Here is a 24,895-nt window from a genome sequence, read left to right as displayed (position 1 = left end):
ATTTGAATAATGTTTTTGAAACTAAAATTTATAAAAAAAAACACAGCTACTTTTCAGTAACTGTGTTTTTGGTATTTGTTTTTTCGAATGATTTTGATGCTAATGTAGAAGAATATAGCGAAACGCAAAACGGAGTTATATAGGTCAAGACTATTCTTAAAACATTTCTAAAAGTAAAATTGCTTTCCCAAATCACATCATAACTGTTAATGGTGTTTAATATAGTTCCCACTACAGCAGCAATAATCAAAGCATTTTTTATATTTTTAGAAAGCATATTATTTCTTTTTGGTAACTCTCATATTTATTATTTCTACAAATAAAGAGAATGAAATTGCAAAGTATAAATATCCTTTTGGTACAGGAGTTACGTGACTTCCGAAAATAAGAGCATTGGACAAATGCGCACTTTCTGTCAATAACATGAATCCAATTAAAATCAAAAAGGATAATCCTAATATTTGAATGGAAGGATGTTTGTTTACAAAATTCCCAACAGGAACCGCAAACTGCATCATAATCAAAACCGATATCACCACAGCTGTAATCATAATAATCAAGGCGCCTTCAACGCCATTGGTCATTCCCACAGCGGTCAAAATACTGTCAAAAGAAAAAACCAAGTCAATCATTATAATCTGAAGAATTACACTCTGGAAAGACTTTGCGGCCGCTTTACCTAATTCTTTTTCTTCATGGCCTTTTTCGTCTACTTTCTCGCGAATTTCATTGGTGCTTTTGTAAATAAGGAACAATCCTCCAAATAACAAAATAAGACTTTGTCCCGTAACCCCTGCATGAAGCCAGCTCCAGTCAATGGTAAACCAAGGTTTCTTCATTTGGGTGAGGAAATTAATTCCAAACAACAATGCAATACGCATAAACATTGCTAAAAACATACCCACTTTAGTTGCTTTTTTGCGGTCTTCTACAGCTAATTTTCCAGTTGCAATTGAGATGAAAATGATGTTATCAATTCCTAAAACAATTTCCAAAAAAGTAAGCGTTAATAAAGCAATCCAAGCATCTGGGTTCAGAAAAATTTCCATTTTTTATTGTTAAGGGTTTGTTTTTATTATGTTTTTATAATTTATTAATCTGCTGACTACAGCTTGTAATCATTATTCTGAAATCTTAGTAACCGTTCCTTTTTGTTTAGAATCGGATCCTACCATCCCAAATTCAAAGGTATAGGAATTTTTTGAGGTAGTCAAAATTTTCATGCTGATCGCTTTCTCTTCGGCCTTATTTTTTGGGTGTTTTTTCTGCAAAATGTATTCGCAGTCATTCACCCAGCGAACGGTAGAAGTATCTGTTTTTCCTTCAAAAGTCTCAATTTCAATGCTATCATTGCGTTCAAATACAGTCGTTTTTTTAACGCCGTTAATTTCGTATTCAAATTCAAATTTTCCAGTTTTAAAATCTTTACAGTTGCGCTCCACATCATAACATGACATTAGTGATAGTAGTGTGAGGAGCAAGATTAATTTTTTCATTTAGCTAGTTTTATTAATTATTTGGTGCCTGATCCAGCTGTCCGTTCCAACTCCTCGGTCTATCTCCTTTTTTTCTAATGTACCAAAAGGAGCTTCCGCTGGTCGCTCTTTTGGTACAAGAAAAAATAGGATTTAGCCCTGTGGGGTTTCCACTTCCATCTGGGGCAGTGTTTCAGATCTCAGAATTAAGAATTAAGAATTCAGATTTTAGATTTTAGGATTGACATTGATATTGCCATTGATTTTTGCGCCCCTATTTCATTCGTCTAAATTCTTCTTCAGTAAAATTTTTAATCCTTTTTTCTTTGGCAAATTTATCGGCATTATAGCTGTTTGATTTGTTTCGAGGAATTGATAGACTATCCCATTCACTGTTTTTAAGCTGTTTAGCATAAAAAACAATCTGCCCAATATGATATGGATAATGCGCCAGTTGTCTGTTGATGGCTTCAATAACGGTATGGCCCTCATTTCGGATATAGATAATTTTCGAAAGCTGTTCGGGCTGTAAGCTGTCCAATGCTTTCAGAAAACAATCCCATCCAGTATTCCACTCAGTCAGTACTTGTTCTTTTGTCTGTAAGTCATTTTCAAATTCGCCGTCCCTGTTTCTAGTTTCCTTTTCACCATCGGTAGTTAGGAAATCCGTCCAGCGCGACAACATGTTTCCTGCAAGGTGTTTTACTATCACGGCAATGCTGTTCGTGTCTTCGTTGACCGACACAAATAATTGTTCCGGTTCCAATTGTTCTATTGCTTTTTCTCCCAGCATTTTATAGTAGAGAAACTGCTTTTTTACACTTTCAAGGTAAGATGTCGTTGCGTTCATAATGGTTTTGAGTTTAAAAACATTTATGTTAGTTGTGTTTTTCCAAATCAAGTGTTTCTAAAATTTCTTTCCACTTGCGTTGTAATAATTCTTTGCTAGGTAATTTTGTTTGATAATCTGCCACTAATGTTGGTGATACTGTCCGGCTCAAAGCATATTCTACAACAATGTCATCCTTACCGTTGCATAATAATATGCCAATACTAGGCTGTTCGTGTGGTTTACGAATGTCTCTATCAAGTGCTTCTAGATAAAAATTAAGCTGTCCTAAATGTTCTGGTTTGAATTTTTCTATTTTTAATTCAATAGCAACCATGCAATTTAAGTTTCTGTTATAAAACAAAAGATCAATAGCGAAATCTTGATTTCCTACCTGTAATGGATATTCTTCTCCCATAAAAGCAAAATCCCTCCCAAATTCCAATAGAAATTTGGTTATGTTTTGTGTAATTGCTTTTCTTAAATCTTTCTCCAAATGAATTTCAGGTAATTGAAGTAAATCTAATACATAAGTATCTTTGAATGTATTTGTTACCTCTTTTGATAAAACTCGCTCCATTGGTGCGAGTTTTGTATTTGCGAGCATTACTCGTTCAAAACAAGAGGAATTGATTTGTCTTTGTAGTTCTGTTTTTGTCCATTTTTCTCGAATGGACATTTTGATATAGAACTCCCTTTCTTCAGCAGAGTTACAGGGTAAAATGATAATGTTATTTGTCCAAGTAATTTCTCGCACCAGTGGTGCGAGTTTTGCAAAATCTTTATAAGTTTCAAAAAACTGCTTCATTCTCCATATATTTTGAGGAGAAAAACCAGTAATGTTTGGTTCAGATTTTTTAATAAAAAGAGACAAATCATTTACAACTGATTTACCCCAAGCTTTCTTTTCTACTTGCTGGCTTACATATTCTCCAATACGCCAATAAAGAGTTACCAATTCTTTGTTTACGGCATGGAAAGCATTTTCCTTTGCTTTGGATATAAGCGTTGTTATGTGTGCAAAATGTTCTTGGAGTTCCATGTATTGAATTTTAGATAGCTACAATATACGTAAGATAATGCAAACAATTACTCAATTTTTATATCATATTTATCCAAAAGCCCAGCGATTCCCTGACTGGAAAATTTTGCTTTTTTCATCGGATTAAATTCGGGATCAATTTTATAATTATATGCGGTGGTAAAATCGGAACCGGCTAAAATAGTATCGTTAAAAATGGCATTGTCCAAATTACAGTTTCCAAAAACCGATTGAGTCAAATTGGTTCCAATAAAAGTGACTTCTTTCAGGGAACATGAATTGAATTTGGTTTTCGGCATTTTTTTATTCGCAAAAGAACTATAATCCAAAATACAATCCTGAAATTGCACATTGAACAAAAAATCCTGACAAGACTGAAACTGAATTCCCATTAGTTTACAGTTTCTGAAGTTTACAGTTTTAAGGCTTGAACCTCCTAATTGTGTCATTGATAAATTGCATTCTATGAATTCGCAATCCATAAAACTATTATTTGAAAAATCACTATTAGAGAAATCGCAGTTTTTGAAAACACAGTCTTCAAATTCACGATTGTTAATTTTCTTGCCTATGTAAGTAATTTTTTCAAATGTTTTTTGAATATGTATCAGGTCTTCCATTAGTCGTTAAATATACCGTTCATTATTATTTTCAAACCTTTAAACATTAAATACATTGAGGCAAGGCAGGCAATGATTCCAATGCCTAAAACTAAATAATGCCAATTGGTATGCTGGTTCATAAATGCATTGTAAATTACAGTAGGACCTATGAACATTAGCGGTAAAGCTCCTGTCAAATATTTAATTCCTTTTGCTAATAATTCTTTGTTTGCCATTTTCTGTTTCTGAAATCTGTTTACTGTCCATTATAAAAATCAACCGCTTTTCTCACACTTCCATATTTTGCGAGTAATTCAGAACCTTCTTCATAAGTTACCGGAATTTCTCCCATTATCATTTTTACGCCACGATCCACTAGTTTGCTGTTGCTCAACTGCATATCGACCATTTTGTTTCCTTTCACTTTTCCAAGCTGGATCATAGTGGCAGTTGTAATGGTGTTTAAAACCAATTTTTGTGCTGTTCCTGCTTTCATTCTGGAGCTACCTGTTACGAATTCAGGGCCTACAATAACTTCGATAGGAAATTTTGCTGTTTGCGAAAGCGGACTTCCAGCGTTGCAGGAAATACTTCCTGTACTGATGTTATTTTCATTGCAGGTCTGTAAGCCTACAATAACATAAGGAGTTGTTCCCGAAGCGGCAATTCCTACGACCACATCATTTTCGTTTACGTTAAAAGTTTTTAAATCTTCCCAAGCCTGTGTGGCGTTGTCTTCTGCATTTTCTACAGCTCTGCGGATAGCAGTGTCACCACCTGCAATAATACCAACAACTAGATCGAAAGGAACTCCAAAAGTAGGTGGACATTCCGATGCGTCCAGAATTCCTAAACGTCCTGATGTTCCGGCGCCAATGTAGAATAAGCGTCCGCCCAGTTTCATTTTCGAAACAATTTCGGTTACCAATGTTTCTATTTGCGGTAAAGCTTTTTCAACTGCTAAAGGTACAGTTTGGTCTTCCTGATTAATATTGGTTATCAATTCTTTAACGGACATTTTTTCAAGATGTTCGTATTTCGAAGATTGTTCGGTGGTTTTGGTGAAAGTCATTGTTTTTAAGGTTCAAAAGTGTAAAACAAACACGGTTTATTTAGTATTACAAACTTAAATAAATTAATAGTAGCAACAGTCGTATAAGGCAAATTTTAGAGGATGATTTTAATTGTTTTCTTCATCTGTTTTATGGCTCATAAGTCCAGACATCATTACTAATGCGCTCAGAATTATGACTTGTATAACCAATGAATTATTGACTAAATCAATTACTTGATTGTCAGGAATTGATAGGAAAAGTAAAATGGTAATCAGGCCTCTTGGAGCAATAAATAAAGCAGGTTTGATGTTGATTTTAAATATTTTAAGCGTTATATAACGCAAAGCGAATATTCCAGCACAAATTCCAATTGCCCAGACGATGGTTTCTGTGTTTAATAATTCGCTCGTTTCAATTAAATAGCCAAATAACAGAAAAAATAGAGCTCTTACTAAAAAAGCAATTTCCGTAGTAAGTTCGTGGAATTTATGAACTTCTTTATTCAAAAGGTTTGGCTGTAGTTTTTGAATAAATTTATTGCCTTTGATTTCGTCAAGGTTACCCAGAAAAAGACCAAAAAGGAGTATGAAAATCAGCCCTGGCAAATGATATATTTTAGTAACAGCATATATCAGGACGATACTTAATATGATGGGGATAAATTTTACTGGATGTTTTATTTTACTTAATAAAAAGGCAAGTCCTAATGTTGCCACAAATGAAATGATTAGAATTACAAGTATTTCTAAAATAAAATGACCTACTGACGAAGCTCCAATATCGTCATTGAGCGAAACAAAATTGAAAAGGATTACACCAAAAATATCCGATAAGCTACTCTCATAAGTGATAAACTCTTTGTTTTTTGAGATAAGATTTTGTGCACTCGGAATAGCAATTGCACTGCTTATCACAGCTAGCGGAATAGCATTAGCCAACCCAACTTTGAAAGAAACGTTCCCGAAATAATGAAAAGCAAACGCCAGTCCGAAGCTAAAAAGAAGCATTGGTATAATAGCGACAAGAGCAGTTTTACCGATAAACGGAATTTTTGATTTGTTTAATTCCAATTCTAAAGAACCTTCCAGAACAATTAAAATTAGTCCTACAGTTCCAAGTACGGGTAATATGGAGGTTAAATTTGGAACACGAATTTCAAAAAAATCAGTTCCCTGTTTTACAGCCCAACCCACAGCCAGCAAAAGAATAACCGAAGGGATTTTTGTTTTTGATGAAGTGATGTCAAATATATAAGCAAGAATCAATAAAAGACATATTGATATTATGATAGATGTTGTCATTTGTTGATTTTATGTTCAGTCCTATAGTATAGAGGGGAAGTCTATTTTAGTTGTTTTGTAAATATAACGGATTTGTTGCACGAAGCTACAACGAAAATGGAATTATTTACCTTAGAAGCTTTCGATAACTGGAGAATTGGTACAAGTTGCAAAGTGAACAATTTTAAAATTACAGGAATTAGCAATAAAACAAAGTTCGTTTGCTTTTGTATGCAAGTTTAATGCTTCGGCAATTTTTTCTTTTTGCTGAATCACTACTTTTGGATATAATCGTACTTCTATGAAACGCCCTGAACCATTTTCTGAAACTTCGAGAGTAGCCCCAGCATCGTCCTGATAGGAAACGACATCAATTCCGTTTTGGGAACATACATACAAATACGACATCATGTGACAGGAAACCACAGAACTCAATAATAAATCTTCGGGATTGTATAAATTGGGATCGCCTTTGAACGCTTTGGCAGCCGAAAGATTTAAAATTTCTTTTCCTTCAATAGCAATTTGATGGTTTTTAATGTATTTTCTGGAAGTCGAAATCGGTTCTTTTGGAACTGAATCCCAATTCAATTTTGCTTTAAATAAATGTTTGAATCCCATGTTCTCTAGTTGTTTTATTGGCTTTCGAAATAGAGCAAAGATGCGAAGTTTTTTTTCAAGACAACAAAAATTAGCTTTTGTTTATAAATGTTGATGACATTTTGCATCTTGCAAAGTGAACTAAAATGCTATATTTGTTAAAACATTAAAAAATAAATGGATCAATTAGCTTTATTAGAAGGGATAGCCAAAATTTCAGTTTTTGTTTCTTTATTGATGGCATTTTTTCTGCTGACGGTCAAAACCGATAATAAACTGGCGAACCGTTTATTTGCTTTCTTTTTTATTTTCTCTGCTATTGATCTCAGCGGATTTTTTACGTACATATACAATGAAAATCACAGGAATTTAGAGATTTTTAGATCAACTTTCTGTTTGTTAGGGATGCCGGCGTTTTATCTTTATGTGCTTTCTGCCTGTTATTCGGATTTTAAATTACAATGGAAACATTTAGTTCATCTGCTTCCTTTTATTATTACCAATTTACTTTTTATTCCGAGAATTTATCTAAGTATTGAAGATGGAAGTTTTATCGGACCGTTAAATCAAATGTCTGAGATTTATTTTATTCAGATTTTAATAGAATTTCAATATGTGTTTTATATCGTGAGTGTGTTTTTGATTTTGAGAAAATACAAAGAAATCTATTTGGAAAATTACGCCAATCCAAGTACATCAACATACAAATGGCTTTTTCAGATGACCTGTGTTTTTCTTTCGGCGCATTTGTTTGTGGTATCAAAAAATGTACTGCGTTATATCGTTTTAAGAGAAATATTTCTTTGGGCAAATGTACTCGTTGGGAGTATTGCTTTGTTTATAACCTGTTGGTTTATTATGAAAGCATTAAAGCATCCGGAACTTTTTAGGGGAATTAATTCTAAATTGAAATTAACGAAAGATATTCTGCCGGAAGCTGATGAAAAACTGGGGTCAGAAAATGTACAAAACGATTCAATCAAAAATCAAATTACTGAATTGAAACAATATATGACCGAAAAAGAGCCGTTTCTTGATCCGTCGCTTACGATTCAGGAACTGAGCAATCAGATTAATATGCCGGTTCGGGATTTATCCATTTTGATTAATCATCATATTGATCAGCATTTTTTTGATTTTGTGAATGAATATCGCATTCAAAAAGCCATGCATATTCTAAAAGATCAGTCAAAAAACCAGCTTACAGTTCTTGAAATTTTATACGAAGTGGGTTTTAATTCAAAATCGTCGTTCAATACTTCTTTCAAAAAATATACGAATTTAACGCCGACTGCTTACCGTAACAGTTGAAAATAAAGGCTTTGTAAAAAGTCGTACTTCCCACTCAATAAAGTCGAACCAATTTCATGATTAGAAAATGGTTCGACTTTTTTTTGTCGGTCGCGTAGGGAGATTTTCTAAGGCAACTTTGCTTCAAATTAATCGAACAAGTTAAAATTAGAAACCATGAAAAAATTACATCTCCTTATCTTTTTAGTATTGCCTTTGTTTTGTTTCGCACAATCTACATTAAAATTAAAAGGGAAAATTGCAAGTGAAACAGCTCCATTAGAATGGGCAGATATTTCAATTTTAAATCACGAAGGAAAAATTATTGACGGAACTACTTCAAAGGAAGACGGTTGTTTTGAAATAAATCTTAAAAACGGTTCTTATAAAATCGGAATCAGTCTTTCGGGATTTGCCGATTATGAAAAAGAAATTTCATTAGAAAATGATACAGATTTAGGGACTATTATTCTCAAAGAAAATGAGACCAAATTAGTTGAAGTTGTTATTCAGACTAAAAAGAAAACCATCGAACAGAAAACGGATCGTCTGGTTTACAATCTCGAAAACAATGTTACAACAGCTGGAGGTGATGCTTTGAGCGCGATTAATACAGCGCCTGGAGTTGTAGTCAAAAATGATTTGATAACGATATTAGGAAAAGGAACTTCGCGTGTCATGATTGACGGAAGGCTGATTGAATTAACTGGCGAAGAACTGAATAACTTTTTGAAATCAATTTCGGCAGGTGATATCAAAAATATTGAGATTATCAGCAATCCGCCGGCGAAATATGAAGCGGATGGATTTGGCGGACTGATCAATATTATTATGAAAAAAGGTGTTCGTGATTCTTGGAAAAACACAACAACGGCTTCATACGATCAGAATAAGTACGGAATTTATACTTTGAGAAATAATTTCTTTTACAATAAAAATAAGTTCCGATTTTCGGCAAGCGTGAATGGAAAAACCGGTTATAAAAACGCTGATGAAAATCTTGAAATGTATTTTCCTGACGGACTTTCGAACATGGCTAGCACAACAAAAGTGAAGAATGAAAACCTTTCGGGAAAACTGGCTTTGGATTATGATTTTTCTGAGCGTACTACTTTTGGCTTTCAGATTTTGAATGATAGAAATAATCCTGATTTTGGTTCAGATATTCGAATTGATAAATATAATATTCAAAACGAATTACAGAATATTACCTTGAATAAAAGTTTTACCGATAAAGGATCAAAAAACCAGACTTACAATGCTCATTTACTTACCAAATTAGATTCTTTGGACCGAAAATTGTCTTTTGATGTGGATTATTTTAACTACAATTCAAAGTTCGACCGAGATTTTGTTGCCAATAATTACACACCAGATATGGAATTTATTGATGTAAATCAGGCGGGAAGAAATATTTCGAATCAGGATATTGATAACTGGAGTTTTAAGGCAGATATACAACATCCGTTCAAGGCAATAAATTTGTCTTATGGCGCAAAAATGAGTTTTACAAATAGCGTAAGTGATGTACTTTATTACAACACTATTTCGGGAACTCCTGTGTTAGATCCGAGTCAGTCTAATAAATTTAAATACACCGAAAACAATCAGGCTATTTACATCAATGGTGACAAAAAGTTAAATGAAAAATGGAATCTTCAAGTGGGATTACGACTTGAAAACACTCAGACGAACGGATTTTCGGAAACGCTGAATCAGGAAAACGTAAATGATTATCTGAAGTTGTTTCCAACTTTTTATGCTTCTTATAAAAGAAATGAAAACAATACTTTCAGCCTGAATTATGGAAAGAGAATCAACAGACCCCGATTTGATTTACTAAATCCGTTTAGAATTTACATTAACAGTAATAGTTATTCTGAAGGAAATCCGTTTTTGAAACCTTCATTTAGCGATAATTTTGAGTTGGCACATTCGTACAAAGAAGTTTTGAGAACGAGCGTTTTTGTGAATATAATTGAAAATGGTTACGGTGTTATTTTTACGTCAAATCCTGAAACGAACACTCAGATTGTAACCCGTGAAAACTATTTTAAAGGTTTGAATTATGGTTTGGGCGAAAGTTATTCGGCTAGTTTTGGAGATTGGTGGCAGAGTGAAAATTCAGTATACTTTTTAGGCTCAGAAACTAAGTTTATAAAAGATATAAATGCAACGCCGTCCAATAGCATGCAGATTGATTTTTCGACAAACAATACTTTTGTTTTAGGAAAAACAACCAAGCTTCAGATGGATTTTAGTTACAGTACGCCTGTTAAAAGTGGTTTGTATGAAGTTGGGTATGCCTCAAGTTTTGATATTGGTTTTAAACAGGATTTGTTCAATAACAAAATGCAGATTGCTTTATTGGCCAATGATATTTTTAATACTTCTTATTTAAAAGATTTTGTTTCGGTTGTAAATGGAGTGAAACAGGTTTACAGCCAAAATGAAAGCAACCGATTTGTACGTTTGTCTGTGGTTTATAATTTTGGAAACAAAAAAATCAACGTGAAGGAGCGCAATTTTGGAAATCAGGAGGAAAGAAAGAGAACGGGGAATTAAAATTAGATGATTAGACAATTGGTCAATTAGAAAATTATCTCACTATCAAATTGACTAATTATCTAATTAATTTGTTATATAAAGCAAGCCAAAATAATTCCGATTACAATCATCGAAACTTTGGCGATATTGAATTTGTGTCCTTCGCTACTTTCAAAAATAATAGTTGAGGAAATGTGGAATAAAATACCAATGACTACGGCGGTTATTTCGGTGTAATAATCATTTAATTGCGGTATGAAATCCGAGACAACGGTGCCTAATGGTGTCATGACTGCAAAGGTGATCATAAAGAAAAAGATTGCATTTCGGCTTAGTGATGCATTGATGAAAAAAGTCGTCAGAATAATGGCAATCGGGAAGTGATGAATGGCTATTCCCAACGCTAAATCGTGATGATGGCTTACCGGAAATCCTTCTAAAAACGCATGAATGCAGAGGCTGATGAACAACAACCACGGAATTTGATACATTTTGTCGTGGCCATGTACGTGACCATGTTCGGCACCTTTGGAGAAAAATTCCAATATGATTTGGAACAAAATTCCCAGCATTATAAAAACACCAATATTATGATTGTGGCTTTCGTACACTTCCGGAAGTAAATGCATCACCGTGAGTGATAACAAAAACGACCCGCTGAATGCAAGGAGAAGTTTTAGATTGGTTTTACTTTTTGGCTTTAAAAATAAGGCGATAAAGTAACCAAGCAGTACGGAAAGTAAAGGTAAAAGGTAGTTCATTTTCTTTTGTTTAACCGTTTAAATGTTTAATCGTTTAACCGTTTTTTTGTTTGATCGTTTATTTGTTTAACTGTTTACTTTAACCGTCTTTATTTAATCGATTAAACAGTTAAACAATTACCCGATTAAACAATTACTTAAAAATCATAATCAATCTTTCGCTCTCTGTTTTGTGGAATTTTTTCAATTTATAATCTCCAAAAATATCCAACAGGAAAATGCCTGATTCTTCCATCATTTGTTCGAAATCCTTTAGTGTAAGCGCTTTTACTTTTTCGGTGAAATGATATTTCTGACCTTGGTCTTCAAAATCAATTTCTTTACAAATGTGTCCGTCTTTTAAGTAACGTTTGATATGAAAATCAATTGCATCTACGGTTTTTATTTCTTCGGGAACCAAAGTATTCAGCACATTGGTCACATTCATAAAATCGATTACAGCAAAACCATATTCGGTTAAGCTTGCTTTGATGGCTTTTAATGTCGTTAAGTTGTCTTCGTCATTTTCGAAATAACCAAAACTTGTAAACAAATTGAAAATAGCGTCAAATTTGTCTTCGAAGACTTCACGCATATCGTGCACCTGAAAATGCAAAGTTTTGTTGCTGTTTCTTTGGGCTTCTTTTATGCTGTTTTCGGATAAATCGGCACCAATAACATCGAAACCTAATTGGTTCAGGTAGATTGAATGTCTTCCTTTTCCGCAAGCTAAATCCAGCACTTTGGCTTTCTCAGGAAGATTTAGATAATGAGTGAGATTGTCCATAAATAGCTGGGCTTCTCTATAATTTCTTTCTTTGTAAAGTATATGGTAATAAGGACTGTCGAACCAAGAGGCAAACCAATTTTCGGGATTGGCAGAGTTAATTTGTGTTTTGTTATTTACAGAATCGGACATTTATTCTTTTTCAATTAATTTAAGTCCCGCAAATTTAGTGTATTTTTGCAGAAAATATACTATTTCAGGCCGTTTGGGATTTGAAATTTAATTATTGGAATTTATACAGGGAAATGGAGAATTTTAAGATGATTGCCAAAACCTTTTTTGGTTTTGAAGAAATATTGGCAAAAGAATTACAAATGCTTGGTGCACAAGATGTGGAGCAGGGGGTGAGAATGGTGAGTTTTAAAGGGGACAAAGGATTTATGTACAAAGCAAATTTGTCTTTGCGTACTGCTTTGAAGATTTTGAAACCAATTTATTTTTTTAAGGCAAAAAACGAACAAGATTTATATAAAGGAATTCGCGGGACGAATTGGTCGAAATATATCAATGCGAACCAGACTTTTGTGATTGATACAACAGTGCATTCGGAGTATTTTAATCACTCTGAATATGTGTCTCAAAAATGTAAAGATGCGATTGTGGATCAGTTTAGAGAAAGAACTGGTCAGCGTCCGAGTATTGATAAAGCTTTTCCGGATTTAAGAATTAATATTCATATTGATAAAGATCAGGTTTCGGTTTCTCTAGATACTTCTGGTAATTCATTACATCAGCGTGGGTATAGAACTGCTACTAATATTGCTCCTATAAATGAAGTTTTGGCTGCTGGAATTTTATTGCTTTCAGGCTGGGACGGACAAACAGATTTCCTGGATCCGATGTGCGGTTCCGGAACTTTCCTTGTAGAAGCTGCGATGATTGCCTGCAATATTCCTGCGAATATTAACCGTAAAGAATTTGCTTTTGAAAAATGGAACGATTGGGATAATGGTTTGTTCGATAATATTCAGGATAGTTTATTGAAGCGCGTTCGCGAATTTCATTACACTATAAAGGGTTATGACAAAGCGCCGTCTGCCGTTCAAAAGGCAAAAGACAACGTAAGAAATGCTAATTTAACAGAGTACGTTTCGGTAGAGGAAAATAACTTTTTTGATACGGAGAAAAATTCACAGGGGAAATTACACATGGTTTTTAATCCGCCGTATGATGAGCGTTTAGATATACACATGGAAGAATTCTATAAAAATATTGGTGATACTTTGAAGAAAAATTATCCTGGAACCAACGCCTGGTTCATCACAGGAAATCTTGAAGCTTTGAAATTTGTAGGATTAAAACCTTCTAGAAAAATCAAACTTTTTAATGCAAGTATTGAAGCCAGATTGGTGAAATATGAAATGTATGAGGGAAGTAAGAGGACTAAGTTTCAGGTTACTGATTCTGAATAGTTAATTTTTGAATAAAAATATTAAATCCCGATAATTATCTTTTCAAAGGACTGATTATCGGGATTTTTTTTTTAAGTATACATTCATTAAATCTTACAAAGTATAGCTGATTGATCCATAATATCTTAAAGCATAATCCTTTATTAAATCCCATTTGTCTAGTCCATTAATTATTTTTCGTGCATTTTTCCAGTCTTCGGTAGCTGGATTAAAAAATTTGGAGAGTTTGGCTCCGGTAAACCAGCCTTCTGTCATTCCTAAAAACATAATTTTAGTAGCATTGGATAGTTCCATTACACCTGCCGCATTATGTAAAAAATCTTTTCCGAGCTTCCTTCCTGCTTTATCGTAATTTTCATACCAAGTGAGCTGTACAAATCCACGGCCATAAAACAGTTCTGCAGTATCAATATATGGTATTCTTTTGCCATTTTTGTCTTTTGTCATTTTTAATCGGTTTCCATAAGGAAGGTTTTTTCCTTTTCCCCATTCTTCAATCGGCTGCATAGTGCGTCCGGTTTCATGATGAGTAGTGCCGAGCATATAAGCAAGCCAGCGGTCATCATTATGAGAATAATTAGCTTCCCATTCGTTTAAAATGGCTGTCAGTCCATTAACTTGTTTTGTACTTAAACTACCGCCAAACAATCTGTTTTTGGTTTGATCAAAGAAAAATTTCCGGTTTATCATAATGATTAAATTTTTAGTTATTATTTATCCATATTTTGATCTGACGATTTGGGATTGAAACTAAATTTGTGGCAATTCTAAATTATTAGAGCTGTCGCAATAACATTTTCAAGAACTTTGAAAGCTGCATTTGCAGCATTTTGCGCTAGGACTTTATTAACTATTGCAATAGAATGTAATTCTGCGGTCAATATTTCTTTTTCATCAGCCAGCCTTTTTTCGAAAAAATCATTATCAATTGCACCAATTAATCTCATTTGTGCCAATAGCTCCAGCCGTTCTTTTTTGGTTTGAATAAAATTATTAGCCGATTTTTTTACAACATTCCAATCGTCTTTGATGGATCCTTTCATTGCGTTAAGCATATCAGCTAATACTTCGTTGATGTCAAAATTCATGATATTTAGTTTTTAATGTTTTTTAAAGCTTTTTCGGCAGTTAATAAGGGTTGCCAAAAACCGTTTATGAAGGCGATGTATACTGCGATTTCACCATCATTGAGTGTTTTTTTGTCTTTATGCTCCTTTTTGTACTGTAAAAAATTATCTTTTAAAAGTTTAGCCATTTTGACAAAATCTTCATTTTTTTCACGAGTCTGATATTGAAATAATATTGAATTTATATTGCTTTCGACTTCTAAGTATTTATCGGAAACACTGTTGTAAGTTCTTTTTTCCTGAGGCTGTTCCAGCAATTCGATATACAGCTTTTCATTTTGTTTTTGGGTTTCAATAATCTGGGTTTCTATGGCTTCACTATAATCTGGTACCAATCGTACGGATATGCAGCTGCTTAGCGAAATAAGAAAGCAAGATGTAAAGACTAGAATTTTTGTTTTCATATGTTTTATTATAATTAGCTGTTGGGACTGTTTTTTTACTAAGCTGTGGGCTGTTTTTCAATCCAGTCTTTATTTGATAAATTGCGAATTATTTCTTCTATAAATTTGTAGCCATGGGCAGTGACTAAAGTTCCTCTTTTGGTTTTTGGATCAACAAAATCAGATTGAAACCAATTTCCTGTTTTTTTAGAATTATTATCAGTTGAGCAGATAAATTCTGCCATGGCTTCACCAATTACCTTCATTAATGGAAATTTAGTAACATCTGCCATATCAATATTGGATAGAACATCGTTTTCTAATTCGTGTAGTGAATCCGCCTCTAAATTTGGAATATGTTTAATACTTTTGTTAGGAATCAGCTGAATGGCTGCTTTATCTAAAGAAATCTGATACCGTCTCAGCTCCAGGCCTTTTATAAGTTTGCTTCGAAGTAAATCAATCTGCATTTCACTGGCATCCTTGTTTGTTTCTTCCATGACATAGTTGAGCCAAAATAATGCATCGATTCCTTTGATGGAATCGGTTTCCAGTGGATCTATAAACCTTAAAGTAGTGCCTGTTCCGAAACTGAATACTACTAATTCATCAGCTTTATATTTATCTTTCCCTGTATAAGTTAATGCCTCTAGTACAGCTGTAAGCGTGGGATTGTTATATGTCGTTGTTCCTCCATCAACAAATCGTTCAAAAGGAGAAAAGTAAGTGGGAGCAGACATGGTGGCTTCCATTACAGCTCTTAATAAGACTGATTTATAAGTACCATTTGATAATCCGTTACTATTTACACAGGTAAAAAAAGTTTCTTCGCCAGCATTTAAGTCTTTTGAAGTAAAACAGCAATCTATATTGGTTTCTTGATTTAGTTTTTCAAGGGTATCATTTCCTATAAGCTGTTTTAATAAATTTCTATAATTTTTTTTGTCGTAAGCCGGCGGATTGTAGTAGCGGTTTGCTAAAAAGTTTCTTTTTGTAAATACTCGTGCAACTAAATTAATATATAATTCTTCAATTTTTTTTGCACTGTTCTTTTTTAAAATCAAGCCCGAAATAATTGCCCCTGTTGAGGTTCCTGCCACCATATCGCACCATTCATAGCAAGGACTTCCTGCTATTTCTTCCAGTTTTTTTAGTAATTGGACGGTAAGTATACCCCGCATTCCGCCGCCGTCAATACTTAAGATTATTTTTTTTCTTTGAGGTATTCCTAAATTTGTATGAGCAATTTCTTTTTTTGTAGCCATGATTTTTGGATTAATTCGGTCTGTTCTATTTCTATTGAAGAATTATTTTATTATAGATTGAAATATAGTAGTTCAAGCAATATAGAATCATCCAGCATTCTCAATCCGTCCTGTCTATTTTAGGAAACGAATTCACATAACTTCAATCATGCTGCTAGCTGTTCTTCCATTTTAGATAGTAATTGAATTGATTATCAGTAGAATACTATTTATAAAAATTTAACAGATTTTGTTTTACTGAATTTAGTTCGCTTATAATTAATTGAATCCGGATGCGATTATAAATTTGGGGAAACTAATTACGGATTTTATTTGTCTGTAAATTAGGTATTTATAATTTTTTTCGTTTTGGAGATGTATAAAATTAATACAAAATACTATACGAAAAAGACTTAAGTTAATTATTATTAAATTGTAGAATATTGGGAAAATTTTTTATTCTTTTTTTAAAGAGCGAGATAAAAAAAACTTTTTTTTTGATAAATAAGTAGATTTTCAATTAATTTTGGAAAATCATATTTAAATACAGGAAAATGACAAAATTACAAGTAAGAGCATTTTTATACAATCTTGGCTGTTTTGCAATATTATTTATAGCATTTCGTTATTTGGTAGAGCAATACACCAGTTTGTCTGGTTTTTGGATCCCAATGACAGCCTTTATAGCTGGAACGCTCTTAGCACCAAAATTTCAGGCAGCCAAAACCAGAGACGGTGAAAAACTGTTTATGTCTTGGTTATTTGTTAAAGGGATTAAAGAAATAGGCTAGCTAATCAGTCTGCTGAAAAAAAAGAGCAAAATTGAATTCCATACATTCAATTTTGCTCTTTTTTTATGAAGTTAATTTATGATTATTTCTTCGTTGTTGGTTTTGCAGCAATAACTTTTTTCTTGTAAATTGGAATGAAATAGGAAACGGTATAATTGAAACCGGCTCCAAAATTACCATCATAAGTTCTGTTAAAACCAGGAATAAAAAGACTTTCAAAACCGTTTGGTTCAGTATTGGTAACCAAAACTTTCAGCTGTAAAGAAAACCCAACATATATATTATTAAATACCTTTACATTAATTCCAGGGGAAACTTCAAGCCAGCTGGCTGTCAGCCCATCGTATGATTTCCCTGATTCAGTTGCGGATGTCTGCCCATAATAAGGATGCGGATTATAGATAGAATAGGTATTTAATCGTTCATTAAAAGTACTAAATCCATAACGGACACCAATCGTGATCAGATTTTCCATGTCTAACCAATTAGTATAAGCATTATAATTAAATCCTACTTTTAGATAAGCTCCTTTTGTAGTAGTATTTAAGAGCGGATCATCAACTGTTACTTCTTCACTGCCAACCTCACCGTATGCATAATATTTTTTCGTCAATCGATAATCACCAACAAATGCTATTCCTTTATAATCGGAATCATAAAAAGATCTGGCAATTCTAAAAACATCGACTCCAAGAATCAAACCATAGCGATCTGTTTTTGGTTTTACAGTATCGATTACAGTCTCCAGTTTTTTTTCAGGACTTTTTTCTTTTTTGGTATTACCGTTAGCGCCTTTAACTATTATTTCGGGAGGAGGACTCGCAGTAGCTGCTTTTTCTTGTGCCTTCGCAAAAAATAATGACAAAAAAAAGAAAAAACTAAAAGTATATTTTAATGATTGTCTCATTTTCGCTTGATATATTATTTTGTTCTACTAGTACACGTTTAATCCACAATGGATCAGAAGGCGTCGAATCACTTAATATGAAAGGTTCATCTTCATTTAAATCGAATGTAGTTTTAAAGCCACATGCTCTTGATACATACGAATTTACTCGTTTGTAATTGAATTCCAAATTGTCTTCGTGTACAAGTAATGGATTGTCGTTATCGAAATTTAATATAAACGTGTATTTTACAAGGTCAGCTTCAGTGTTTAAAGGAAGTAAAATAGTGTTCCCATTAGCCAGATATTTTGAATTACCAGTTGCTGTGGGATTCAGCACGACACCTTCGGTCATTCCTTCTCCTATTACTTTTAAATTATCAACATCTTTCAATTGAGAAGGAATCTTAATGTTATAAAACTCAATTTTCATCCTCGGCGTAGTAGGAGTGGTGGGATCACAAATATCATCGGGCTCGCAGCTGGAAGAAGCGAAACCAAGAATCATTAAAAAAGCAAGTATTTTTTTCATTTATGCAGTGGCTTATCGTCTTTCCAAAAGTACAACATTTTCAACGTGATGCGTCTGCGGAAACATATCAACTGGGCGAACTCGTGTTACCTTGTATTTTTCATCCATCAAAGCCAAATCTCTGGCTTGAGTAGCCGAGTTACAGCTTACATAAACTACTTTTTGAGGTCCTATTTTCATAATTTGCTCTACAACATCTTTGTGCATTCCGTCACGTGGCGGGTCAGTGATAATGACATCCGGGTGTCCGTGCTGTGCAATAAAAGCGTCGTTAAAAACAACTTTCATATCACCGACAAAGAATTCGCAATTATCAATGTTGTTGCGTTCCGCATTTGCTTTTGCATCTTTAATAGCATCTGGAACACTTTCTACACCAATTACTTTTTTTGCTTTTTTGGATACAAACTGAGCAATAGTTCCAGTTCCAGTGTATAAATCATAAACAATTTCATTTCCGGTTAAACCCGCAAAATCTCTGGTAATTTTGTATAATTCGTATGCTTGATCGGAGTTGGTCTGGTAGAAAGATTTAGCATTAATACTAAATTTCAATCCTTCCATTTCCTCAAGGATGTAATCTCTTCCTTTGTATAATTTAATATCAGTATCGTATAAAGTGTCGTTTGCTTTATTGTTAACTACATATTGAAGGGAAGTAATCTGAGGGAATTTCTCGTAAAGGTGATCCAGAATCAATTCACGGTTCTTTTTATCGTTTTCAAAAAACTGAATCAAAACCATGATTTCTCCAGTCGAAGCTGTTCTTAGCATCAGCGTTCTCAATAAACCTTCGTGTGCTCTGGGATTAAAAAAAGTCAAACCGTTTGCATTTGCAAAAGCGCGTACTTCATTTCGGATAGCATTTGATGGATCTTCCTGTAAATGACATTTGTTGATGTCAAGGATTTTGTCCCACATTTTTGGAATATGGAAACCAAGTGCATTTCTGTTGCCTAAATCTTCTTCACTTCCAATTTCAGCTTCGGTTAACCAGCGGCTGTTAGAAAACGAAAATTCCATTTTATTTCTGTAGAAAAACTTTTTTTCAGAACCTAGGATTGATTCAAATTCAGGAAGTTCAATTTTGCCAATGCGCTGTAAATGATTTTTTACCTCATTCTGTTTAAAGAAAAGCTGCTGGCCATAATTCATATTCTGCCATTTGCATCCGCCGCAAACTCCAAAGTGTTCGCATATTGGATCTACACGATGTTCTGAAAACTCATGAAAATGAACCGCTTTTCCTTCATAATATGCTTTGCGTTTCTTGAAAGTCTGAACGTCAACAACATCACCAGGAACTACATTTGGAATAAAAACAACTTTACCATCGGGAGCTTTTGCAACCGAAACGCCTTTTGCACCAGCATCAAGGACTTTTATTTGATGAAAGACAACCTTGTCTGTATTTTTCTTTGCCATGGCGCAAAAATAATGCTTTGGATTTGTTTTTAGATTTTAATTTTAATTTTTTTTATTAAAAATGAAACCCAGCAATTTTTCACTGATATTCATCTTTCCAGTCTTTAGTCGTAATGCCTGAAATTTTATTTGCAGCGTTCATCGTTACCCGAAGTTCCTTATTGGCTTTATCATAATCAAAAAGAGCTTTAAACCTAAAAATATTTGTGTTGTCAGTCTTGTTCGGAATCATTTCTATAAATTCAAGGTCTTTAAAATGACCATATTTCAGGCTGTATTTTGCACCAATCTCTTTGACTTTTTTTTCGGTTGAGTTGGCAATAACTTTGTCTGTAGCTTCGCTTTTATTAAAAGGTTTAAATTTTGAGGTATTGCAGGTCATCAAAAGTCTTTTTCCTAATTCATAGGCTTTATTTTTTTGGGACTCCTGTTCAGTACTTAATTTCGAAGTATCAATGCTTTTACCAATCAGCTTTCCATTTACATTTTTTGTTTTGCATCCAAAAAGCGTTAGTATACAGATTATTAAAATAAATTTTCTCATAGACTACATTTTTTATTACAACGAAAGATTTTTATTAAAAGTACAAATAAATCTTCTTTTGTGGCGCTTAATCTCGATTTACACTGTAATTCAAGTATTTTGGTTAATTAAGGACTGAGAGAAACAAAGTGATTTATGATTGAAAATGATTAAGTTGTTAATTTAAAAAGTAAATCAGTTTTTTTAATTCTAATGGTAGTAATTAAAGAAGATAAATATTGGTTTTTCACACATTTTATAGCAGATAGAGTTGCAGTTATATCACAAGTAGATGTTTTTTTTTATTTTTTGGTAACCACCTTGTGTATTATTCAATGATTTTACTGCAATTAATCTGTTATTAAATTTTAGTTAAATAACTCTCTCTAAAAAATATTTCATTTAGTAAAAACTTAAATTTGAGTAAACTAATAAAACTATTATGAAAAGAAACGCAACCGCAGTCTGGAATGGTTCCCTGAAAGAAGGAGCTGGAAAATTAACAACTCAAAGTAAAACCTTAGAGAATACTCAATATTCTTTCAAATCACGATTCGATGAAGGAGTAGGTACTAATCCCGAAGAACTTGCAGCAGCTGCTCATGCAGGCTGTTTTACTATGCAGCTTACTGCTTTTATCGGGGAGACAAGTGCTGTTATAGAAAGCATAGAAACAAAGTGTGATATTAGTTTACTGGAGGGAACAATTAATAGTTCTCAATTAACAGTAACTGCAAAAATCGAAGGAATTTCAAACGAGACTTTTCAGGAATTAGTGACTAAGGCAGAAAAAAACTGTCCTATTTCAAAATTATTCAATACCGAAATTTCTACAGTGGCAACTTTGGTTTAAAACATTATTTAGCCGCAAAGTCTGCAAAGAAAATAAATTGAAGTGACACTTTGTAATCTTGTGGATTACTTGTAGCCTTTGCGGTTAAAATTTAAAGACAATTAAGATTTCTTCTTTATCAGTTCGTAGTTAATAATCGATAAAAAGTAGAAGAAACAGTCGGCGGTAATTTTTCCTAAAATAATTCCAGCGAAATAGTTTCCAGTTAATATTGGCATCCAGTACATGCAGAATGGTCTAATAAAAAAGAAATCCAAAATTGCGGGATAGCCAAACTCGAGTAATAAATCCCTAATCAAAACCACTATTTCTTTAAAAGTTGTCTTTTGATTATTGTCTTTTAGTGCGACTTTTGTTTTATAAGATCTGTAAATTATGACACCATAAAAAGCAAAATATTCTGCAAATGTAATTATGTATGCAGTAGTCAGTCCGCTAAAAATCCTGCTGAATTGTGACGCAATCAATGCTGCGCTGGTAGCTGCCAGTTCAGAATATTTGTAGCGATCAAACCACTCTTTAAATTTAGATTTATTGAACATTCTTTTTTGCTTTTGAACTGGTTTTTAATAGTATTCTGTATTTGCAGACTTTAACCAGTTTGTGAAATGTACTTTGTATTGGGAAACCGAATTTAATAAAATTATTGTTTGTGTCTTAAATTGTGAAGCTGACAGAGAGGGATAAAAAAACCGCCTCAGCAATTTGTGAGACGGCATCTTTTAGTTTTGTATGAATTTTAATGTTTACCAGATTTTTACCCTTTTTTCAGGAGCAAGGTATAGTTTGTCAGTTGGTTTAATATTAAATGCTTCATAGAATTCAGGAACATTACGAACTACTCCATTTACTCTGAAGTTAGCAGGTGAATGAGGATCGGTTGCAATTTGGCTGCGCAGTGCTTTTTCTCTGCTTTTTTCAGCCCATACTTGTCCCCATCCAAGAAATACACGCTGAATTCCTGTATATCCATCTAAAACAGGAGCTTCTTTTCCGTTGAGAGACATTTTGTAAGCTTTAATTGCAATGCTTAATCCACCAAGATCACCAATATTTTCGCCAAGAGTATAAGTACCGTTTACATTTAAATCTGGGAAAGCTTTAAATTCATTGTATTGTCCTACTAAAGCGTTTGTTTTTGCTTTAAATGCTTTTAAATCTGCTGGAGACCACCAGTTTTTCATTACACCTTCACCATCAAATGTGCTTCCCTGATCATCGAAACCATGTCCAATTTCATGTCCAATTACTGCGCCAATTCCGCCATAGTTCACCGCATCGTCAGCATTAATGTCAAAAAATGGAGGCTGTAGTATAGCTGCAGGAAATACGATCTCGTTTAATGTTGGGTTGTAGTATGCATTAACTGTTTGCGGTGTCATTCCCCATTCAGTTCTGTCTACTGGTTTTCCTAGTTTGTCAAGATTTCGCTGGTATTCAAAAGCCGTTGCTCTTTCTATATTTCCATATAAATCGGTTTTGTCAATGGCAACTTTGGAATAATCTTTCCAAGTATCAGGATACCCAATTTTAATCATGAATTTGTCAACTTTTTTAAGAGCTTCTTTTTTGGTAGCTTCAGTCATCCAATCTAGTTTTTTGATGCTTTCAGCATAGGCTTTCAATAGATTTTTTACTAATTCAGTCATTTTCTCTTTAGCTTCTGGAGAAAAATGTTTTTTAACGTATACTTTACCTACGATTTCGCCTAAATTGTTATTTACGGTTCTTACTCCGCGTTTCCAGTCTTCTTCTTGTTTCTCGGTACCATATAAAGTTTTTCCAAAGAAATCAAAATTTTGATTATCAAATACTGTCGTTAAACTCGTAGCTGCATTATCTATAACTCCCCATTTTAGGTAGGTTTTCCATGTATCGATAGGAGTAGATTTTATTATGCTGTTTAATTTTTTTGTATACTCTACTTGTCCTATAATTATCTTTTTTTCTTTGTCAAAGCCAGATTCTTTTAACATTGCCGACCAATCAAAATCCGGCATTAAAGTTTTTAAATCTGCTGAAGCATAAGGATTGTATAATTTCTGTATATCACGAGTATCTTCTTTCTTCATTTGATTTGCAGCCAAAGTAGTTTCAAGCGCCATGATTGTTTTAGCTTTTTCGGCTGGATTTTCCAGACCAGCTAATTTTAGCATAGCTTCAAGATGTACTATATATTTGGTTCGGATTTCTTTCATTTTAGAATCTGCCGCAAGGTAATAGTCTCTATCGGGTAGTCCCAAGCCATCCTGCCAGGTCATAGCACTATATTTTGTAGGGTCTTTGAAATCATTTGTAACTGAAATTTCGAAAGGTGACTTCAGTCCCAAACGATTCGCATGACCAAAGTAAGCAGCTAAATCAGTATAGTTTTTTATAGCGTCTATTTTTGCAAATTCAGGCTGGATTGGTGAAATACCTTTGCTGTCTCGAGTTTTTCTGTCCATAAATGAAGAATAAAAATCACCGATTTTTTGTTCATCGCTGCCTTTTGCAGTGTTTGCTTTTGCAGCTTCTTCAATAATTGCTTTTGTGCCTTTTTTTGATTGATCATCAAGGACATAAAAAGCACCATAAGAAGCTTTATCTGCGGGTATTTGTGTTACTTTTTCCCAATTGCCATTTACAAATTTATTAAAGTCATCCCCAGGCTTGACCAAGGTGTCCATGTTTTTTCGAACAATACCCGAAGTAAGTTCTTCTTTCTTTTGACAAGATGTGGCTGCTAGTAAAATACCTATACAAGCGATTGTATAATTTCTCATTTAATTCTAGTTTAAAATAATTTGTTAATATAACTTTGTTTTGAATATTCGAATTTAAATTATTAAGTAAGTATTCTGTAATCTGAAATTTGTATGATTATTTGATAAAAATATAACATATATGTCAAATCTCGTGAAAAATATCCAATAAATTTAGTGTTATATACGCTTTGTCTTATTAATTAGTTATTTTAAACTAATAAAAAATATTGAATCTGAGGAGCTATTCTGTCTGATTTTGATACTACTGTTTTAAATAAATAGCAATGTATATGTCTCAGCTGCGGTGAAATAGTTTCAAGAATTCAGATTTTTTTATTTGAATTAATTTTGGAACGCTGTTTTTCTAGAAACTGGTCTTAAATACCATGATACTATTGTCAAAAATAATAGTAATAATGGTCCGATAAGTGTTGTTGGGTTGTCTCCAATAATTATATGAGAAATAGCAGCGCCCGACATGGCAAAGAAAAAGCCAGCATACGTCCATTCTTTTAATAGAGGAAATTTTGGGATAAGTATTGTAATAACGCCTAAAATTTTCCAAACCCCTAGGATGCTCATTAAATATAAAGGATAACCTAAGTTAGAAAAGTTTTTAACTTCTTCGTCCATTTTAATTAATTGTACAATTCCTGTTGATGTCATTCCCAAAGCAAGCCATAATGTTGCGATCCAGTATATTATTTTGTTGCGTTTTTCCATGA

The 24,895-nt window shown here is 33.4% G+C and carries 28 protein-coding genes; 5 read left to right on the top strand and 23 right to left on the bottom strand.

All coding sequences use genetic code 11. The annotated features are described in order from the left end of the window. Window positions 1-46: 46 nt before the first annotated feature. The 10 genes from nrtS to C8P67_RS01315 form a co-directional block, all read right to left on the bottom strand. The gene (gene nrtS, locus C8P67_RS01360) at window positions 47-277 is read right to left on the bottom strand and encodes a nitrate/nitrite transporter NrtS (protein ID WP_115809592.1); all 231 of its coding nucleotides are present in this window, start codon (window positions 275-277) and stop codon (window positions 47-49) included. 1 nt (window position 278) lies between these two features. Continuing rightward, window positions 279-1,049, bottom strand: a complete 771-nt coding sequence (locus C8P67_RS01355; protein WP_115809590.1) for a TerC family protein — start codon at window positions 1,047-1,049, stop codon at window positions 279-281. A gap of 72 nt (window positions 1,050-1,121) precedes the next feature. After that, the gene (locus tag C8P67_RS01350; protein WP_115809588.1) at window positions 1,122-1,496 is read right to left on the bottom strand and encodes a DNA topoisomerase IV; all 375 of its coding nucleotides are present in this window, start codon (window positions 1,494-1,496) and stop codon (window positions 1,122-1,124) included. 253 nt (window positions 1,497-1,749) lie between these two features. Then, the gene (locus tag C8P67_RS01345; RefSeq protein ID WP_115810092.1) at window positions 1,750-2,325 is read right to left on the bottom strand and encodes a DUF1572 family protein; all 576 of its coding nucleotides are present in this window, start codon (window positions 2,323-2,325) and stop codon (window positions 1,750-1,752) included. Window positions 2,326-2,353: 28 nt separating this feature from the next. Continuing rightward, the gene (locus C8P67_RS01340; RefSeq protein WP_115809586.1) at window positions 2,354-3,346 is read right to left on the bottom strand and encodes a PDDEXK nuclease domain-containing protein; all 993 of its coding nucleotides are present in this window, start codon (window positions 3,344-3,346) and stop codon (window positions 2,354-2,356) included. Window positions 3,347-3,393: 47 nt separating this feature from the next. Continuing rightward, window positions 3,394-3,966 (bottom strand): pentapeptide repeat-containing protein, encoded by a 573-nt coding sequence (locus tag C8P67_RS01335; RefSeq protein ID WP_115809584.1) that lies wholly within the window; start codon window positions 3,964-3,966, stop codon window positions 3,394-3,396. Further along, window positions 3,966-4,184 carry a DUF6095 family protein gene (locus C8P67_RS01330; protein ID WP_115809582.1) on the bottom strand — a complete coding sequence of 73 codons (219 nt, stop codon included), beginning with the start codon at window positions 4,182-4,184 and terminating at the stop codon, window positions 3,966-3,968. Before C8P67_RS01330 ends, C8P67_RS01335 begins: the two co-directional genes overlap by 1 nt. 20 nt (window positions 4,185-4,204) lie before the next feature. Then, entirely contained in the window at window positions 4,205-5,020 is an 816-nt protein-coding gene (gene murQ, locus C8P67_RS01325) for an N-acetylmuramic acid 6-phosphate etherase (RefSeq protein WP_115809580.1), read from the bottom strand. Between the two features lie 108 nt (window positions 5,021-5,128). Beyond that, window positions 5,129-6,304 carry a cation:proton antiporter gene (locus C8P67_RS01320; protein WP_115809578.1) on the bottom strand — a complete coding sequence of 392 codons (1,176 nt, stop codon included), beginning with the start codon at window positions 6,302-6,304 and terminating at the stop codon, window positions 5,129-5,131. A 111-nt stretch (window positions 6,305-6,415) separates the two neighbouring features. Further along, window positions 6,416-6,904 carry an OsmC family protein gene (locus C8P67_RS01315; RefSeq protein WP_115809576.1) on the bottom strand — a complete coding sequence of 163 codons (489 nt, stop codon included), beginning with the start codon at window positions 6,902-6,904 and terminating at the stop codon, window positions 6,416-6,418. 156 nt (window positions 6,905-7,060) lie between these two features. Between C8P67_RS01315 and C8P67_RS01310 the strand changes: the two genes are divergently transcribed. Beyond that, window positions 7,061-8,194, top strand: a complete 1,134-nt coding sequence (locus C8P67_RS01310; RefSeq protein ID WP_115809574.1) for a helix-turn-helix domain-containing protein — start codon at window positions 7,061-7,063, stop codon at window positions 8,192-8,194. Window positions 8,195-8,350: 156 nt separating this feature from the next. Beyond that, window positions 8,351-10,738: a TonB-dependent receptor domain-containing protein gene (locus C8P67_RS01305; protein WP_115809572.1), complete on the top strand. Its 2,388-nt coding sequence runs from the start codon at window positions 8,351-8,353 to the stop codon at window positions 10,736-10,738. Window positions 10,739-10,812: 74 nt separating this feature from the next. On the opposite strand, the gene C8P67_RS01300 is transcribed toward C8P67_RS01305, so the two are convergent. Both C8P67_RS01300 and C8P67_RS01295 read right to left on the bottom strand, forming a co-directional pair. After that, on the bottom strand, window positions 10,813-11,481 hold the full coding sequence (locus C8P67_RS01300) for a ZIP family metal transporter (RefSeq protein WP_115809570.1): 669 nt from the start codon (window positions 11,479-11,481) through the stop codon (window positions 10,813-10,815). 133 nt (window positions 11,482-11,614) lie between these two features. Next, entirely contained in the window at window positions 11,615-12,379 is a 765-nt protein-coding gene (locus tag C8P67_RS01295; protein ID WP_115809568.1) for a class I SAM-dependent methyltransferase, read from the bottom strand. A gap of 113 nt (window positions 12,380-12,492) precedes the next feature. On the opposite strand from C8P67_RS01295, the gene C8P67_RS01290 reads away from it, so the two are divergent. Continuing rightward, window positions 12,493-13,659 carry a THUMP domain-containing class I SAM-dependent RNA methyltransferase gene (locus C8P67_RS01290; RefSeq protein ID WP_115809566.1) on the top strand — a complete coding sequence of 389 codons (1,167 nt, stop codon included), beginning with the start codon at window positions 12,493-12,495 and terminating at the stop codon, window positions 13,657-13,659. Between the two features lie 93 nt (window positions 13,660-13,752). Here C8P67_RS01290 and C8P67_RS01285 read toward each other — a convergent pair whose 3' ends face one another. From C8P67_RS01285 to C8P67_RS01270, 4 genes are all read right to left on the bottom strand, one after another. Further along, entirely contained in the window at window positions 13,753-14,349 is a 597-nt protein-coding gene (locus tag C8P67_RS01285; RefSeq protein WP_115809563.1) for a glycoside hydrolase family 19 protein, read from the bottom strand. A 77-nt stretch (window positions 14,350-14,426) separates the two neighbouring features. Further along, window positions 14,427-14,747 (bottom strand): hypothetical protein, encoded by a 321-nt coding sequence (locus C8P67_RS01280; protein ID WP_115809561.1) that lies wholly within the window; start codon window positions 14,745-14,747, stop codon window positions 14,427-14,429. Window positions 14,748-14,752: 5 nt separating this feature from the next. Continuing rightward, complete coding sequence (locus C8P67_RS01275) at window positions 14,753-15,190, bottom strand: hypothetical protein (protein ID WP_147298183.1); 438 nt, start codon at window positions 15,188-15,190, stop codon at window positions 14,753-14,755. Between the two features lie 38 nt (window positions 15,191-15,228). Continuing rightward, window positions 15,229-16,434: a patatin-like phospholipase family protein gene (locus C8P67_RS01270; RefSeq protein ID WP_115809557.1), complete on the bottom strand. Its 1,206-nt coding sequence runs from the start codon at window positions 16,432-16,434 to the stop codon at window positions 15,229-15,231. A 533-nt stretch (window positions 16,435-16,967) separates the two neighbouring features. On the opposite strand from C8P67_RS01270, the gene C8P67_RS01265 reads away from it, so the two are divergent. Beyond that, window positions 16,968-17,204 (top strand): hypothetical protein, encoded by a 237-nt coding sequence (locus C8P67_RS01265; protein ID WP_115809555.1) that lies wholly within the window; start codon window positions 16,968-16,970, stop codon window positions 17,202-17,204. Window positions 17,205-17,286: 82 nt separating this feature from the next. Here C8P67_RS01265 and C8P67_RS01260 read toward each other — a convergent pair whose 3' ends face one another. From C8P67_RS01260 to C8P67_RS01245, 4 genes are all read right to left on the bottom strand, one after another. Beyond that, window positions 17,287-18,111: a DUF6048 family protein gene (locus C8P67_RS01260; protein WP_115809553.1), complete on the bottom strand. Its 825-nt coding sequence runs from the start codon at window positions 18,109-18,111 to the stop codon at window positions 17,287-17,289. Further along, window positions 18,083-18,622 (bottom strand): DUF6452 family protein, encoded by a 540-nt coding sequence (locus C8P67_RS01255; RefSeq protein WP_115809551.1) that lies wholly within the window; start codon window positions 18,620-18,622, stop codon window positions 18,083-18,085. Before C8P67_RS01255 ends, C8P67_RS01260 begins: the two co-directional genes overlap by 29 nt. A gap of 12 nt (window positions 18,623-18,634) precedes the next feature. Further along, window positions 18,635-20,047 carry a 23S rRNA (uracil(1939)-C(5))-methyltransferase RlmD gene (rlmD, locus tag C8P67_RS01250; RefSeq protein ID WP_115809549.1) on the bottom strand — a complete coding sequence of 471 codons (1,413 nt, stop codon included), beginning with the start codon at window positions 20,045-20,047 and terminating at the stop codon, window positions 18,635-18,637. A 79-nt stretch (window positions 20,048-20,126) separates the two neighbouring features. Further along, window positions 20,127-20,591 (bottom strand): hypothetical protein, encoded by a 465-nt coding sequence (locus tag C8P67_RS01245; RefSeq protein WP_115809547.1) that lies wholly within the window; start codon window positions 20,589-20,591, stop codon window positions 20,127-20,129. A gap of 421 nt (window positions 20,592-21,012) precedes the next feature. Here C8P67_RS01245 and C8P67_RS01240 point away from each other — a divergent pair, with 421 nt between their 5' ends. Continuing rightward, the gene (locus C8P67_RS01240) at window positions 21,013-21,423 is read left to right on the top strand and encodes an OsmC family peroxiredoxin (protein ID WP_115809545.1); all 411 of its coding nucleotides are present in this window, start codon (window positions 21,013-21,015) and stop codon (window positions 21,421-21,423) included. A 101-nt stretch (window positions 21,424-21,524) separates the two neighbouring features. On the opposite strand, the gene C8P67_RS01235 is transcribed toward C8P67_RS01240, so the two are convergent. The 3 genes from C8P67_RS01235 to C8P67_RS01225 all read right to left on the bottom strand — a co-directional run bounded on the left by C8P67_RS01235 (window position 21,525) and on the right by C8P67_RS01225 (window position 24,893). After that, window positions 21,525-21,965, bottom strand: a complete 441-nt coding sequence (locus tag C8P67_RS01235) for a hypothetical protein (protein ID WP_115809543.1) — start codon at window positions 21,963-21,965, stop codon at window positions 21,525-21,527. Between the two features lie 204 nt (window positions 21,966-22,169). Then, window positions 22,170-24,188 carry a M13 family metallopeptidase gene (locus C8P67_RS01230; protein WP_115809541.1) on the bottom strand — a complete coding sequence of 673 codons (2,019 nt, stop codon included), beginning with the start codon at window positions 24,186-24,188 and terminating at the stop codon, window positions 22,170-22,172. Window positions 24,189-24,512: 324 nt separating this feature from the next. Continuing rightward, on the bottom strand, window positions 24,513-24,893 hold the full coding sequence (locus C8P67_RS01225) for a DoxX family protein (RefSeq protein WP_115809539.1): 381 nt from the start codon (window positions 24,891-24,893) through the stop codon (window positions 24,513-24,515). Between the last annotated feature and the right edge of the window lie 2 nt (window positions 24,894-24,895).

This window comes from Flavobacterium aquicola (genome assembly GCF_003385115.1).
Lineage (GTDB): Bacteria > Bacteroidota > Bacteroidia > Flavobacteriales > Flavobacteriaceae > Flavobacterium > Flavobacterium aquicola.
Note: the sequence above shows the minus strand (reverse complement) of the source record. Positions and strands in the feature narration are given on the sequence as shown.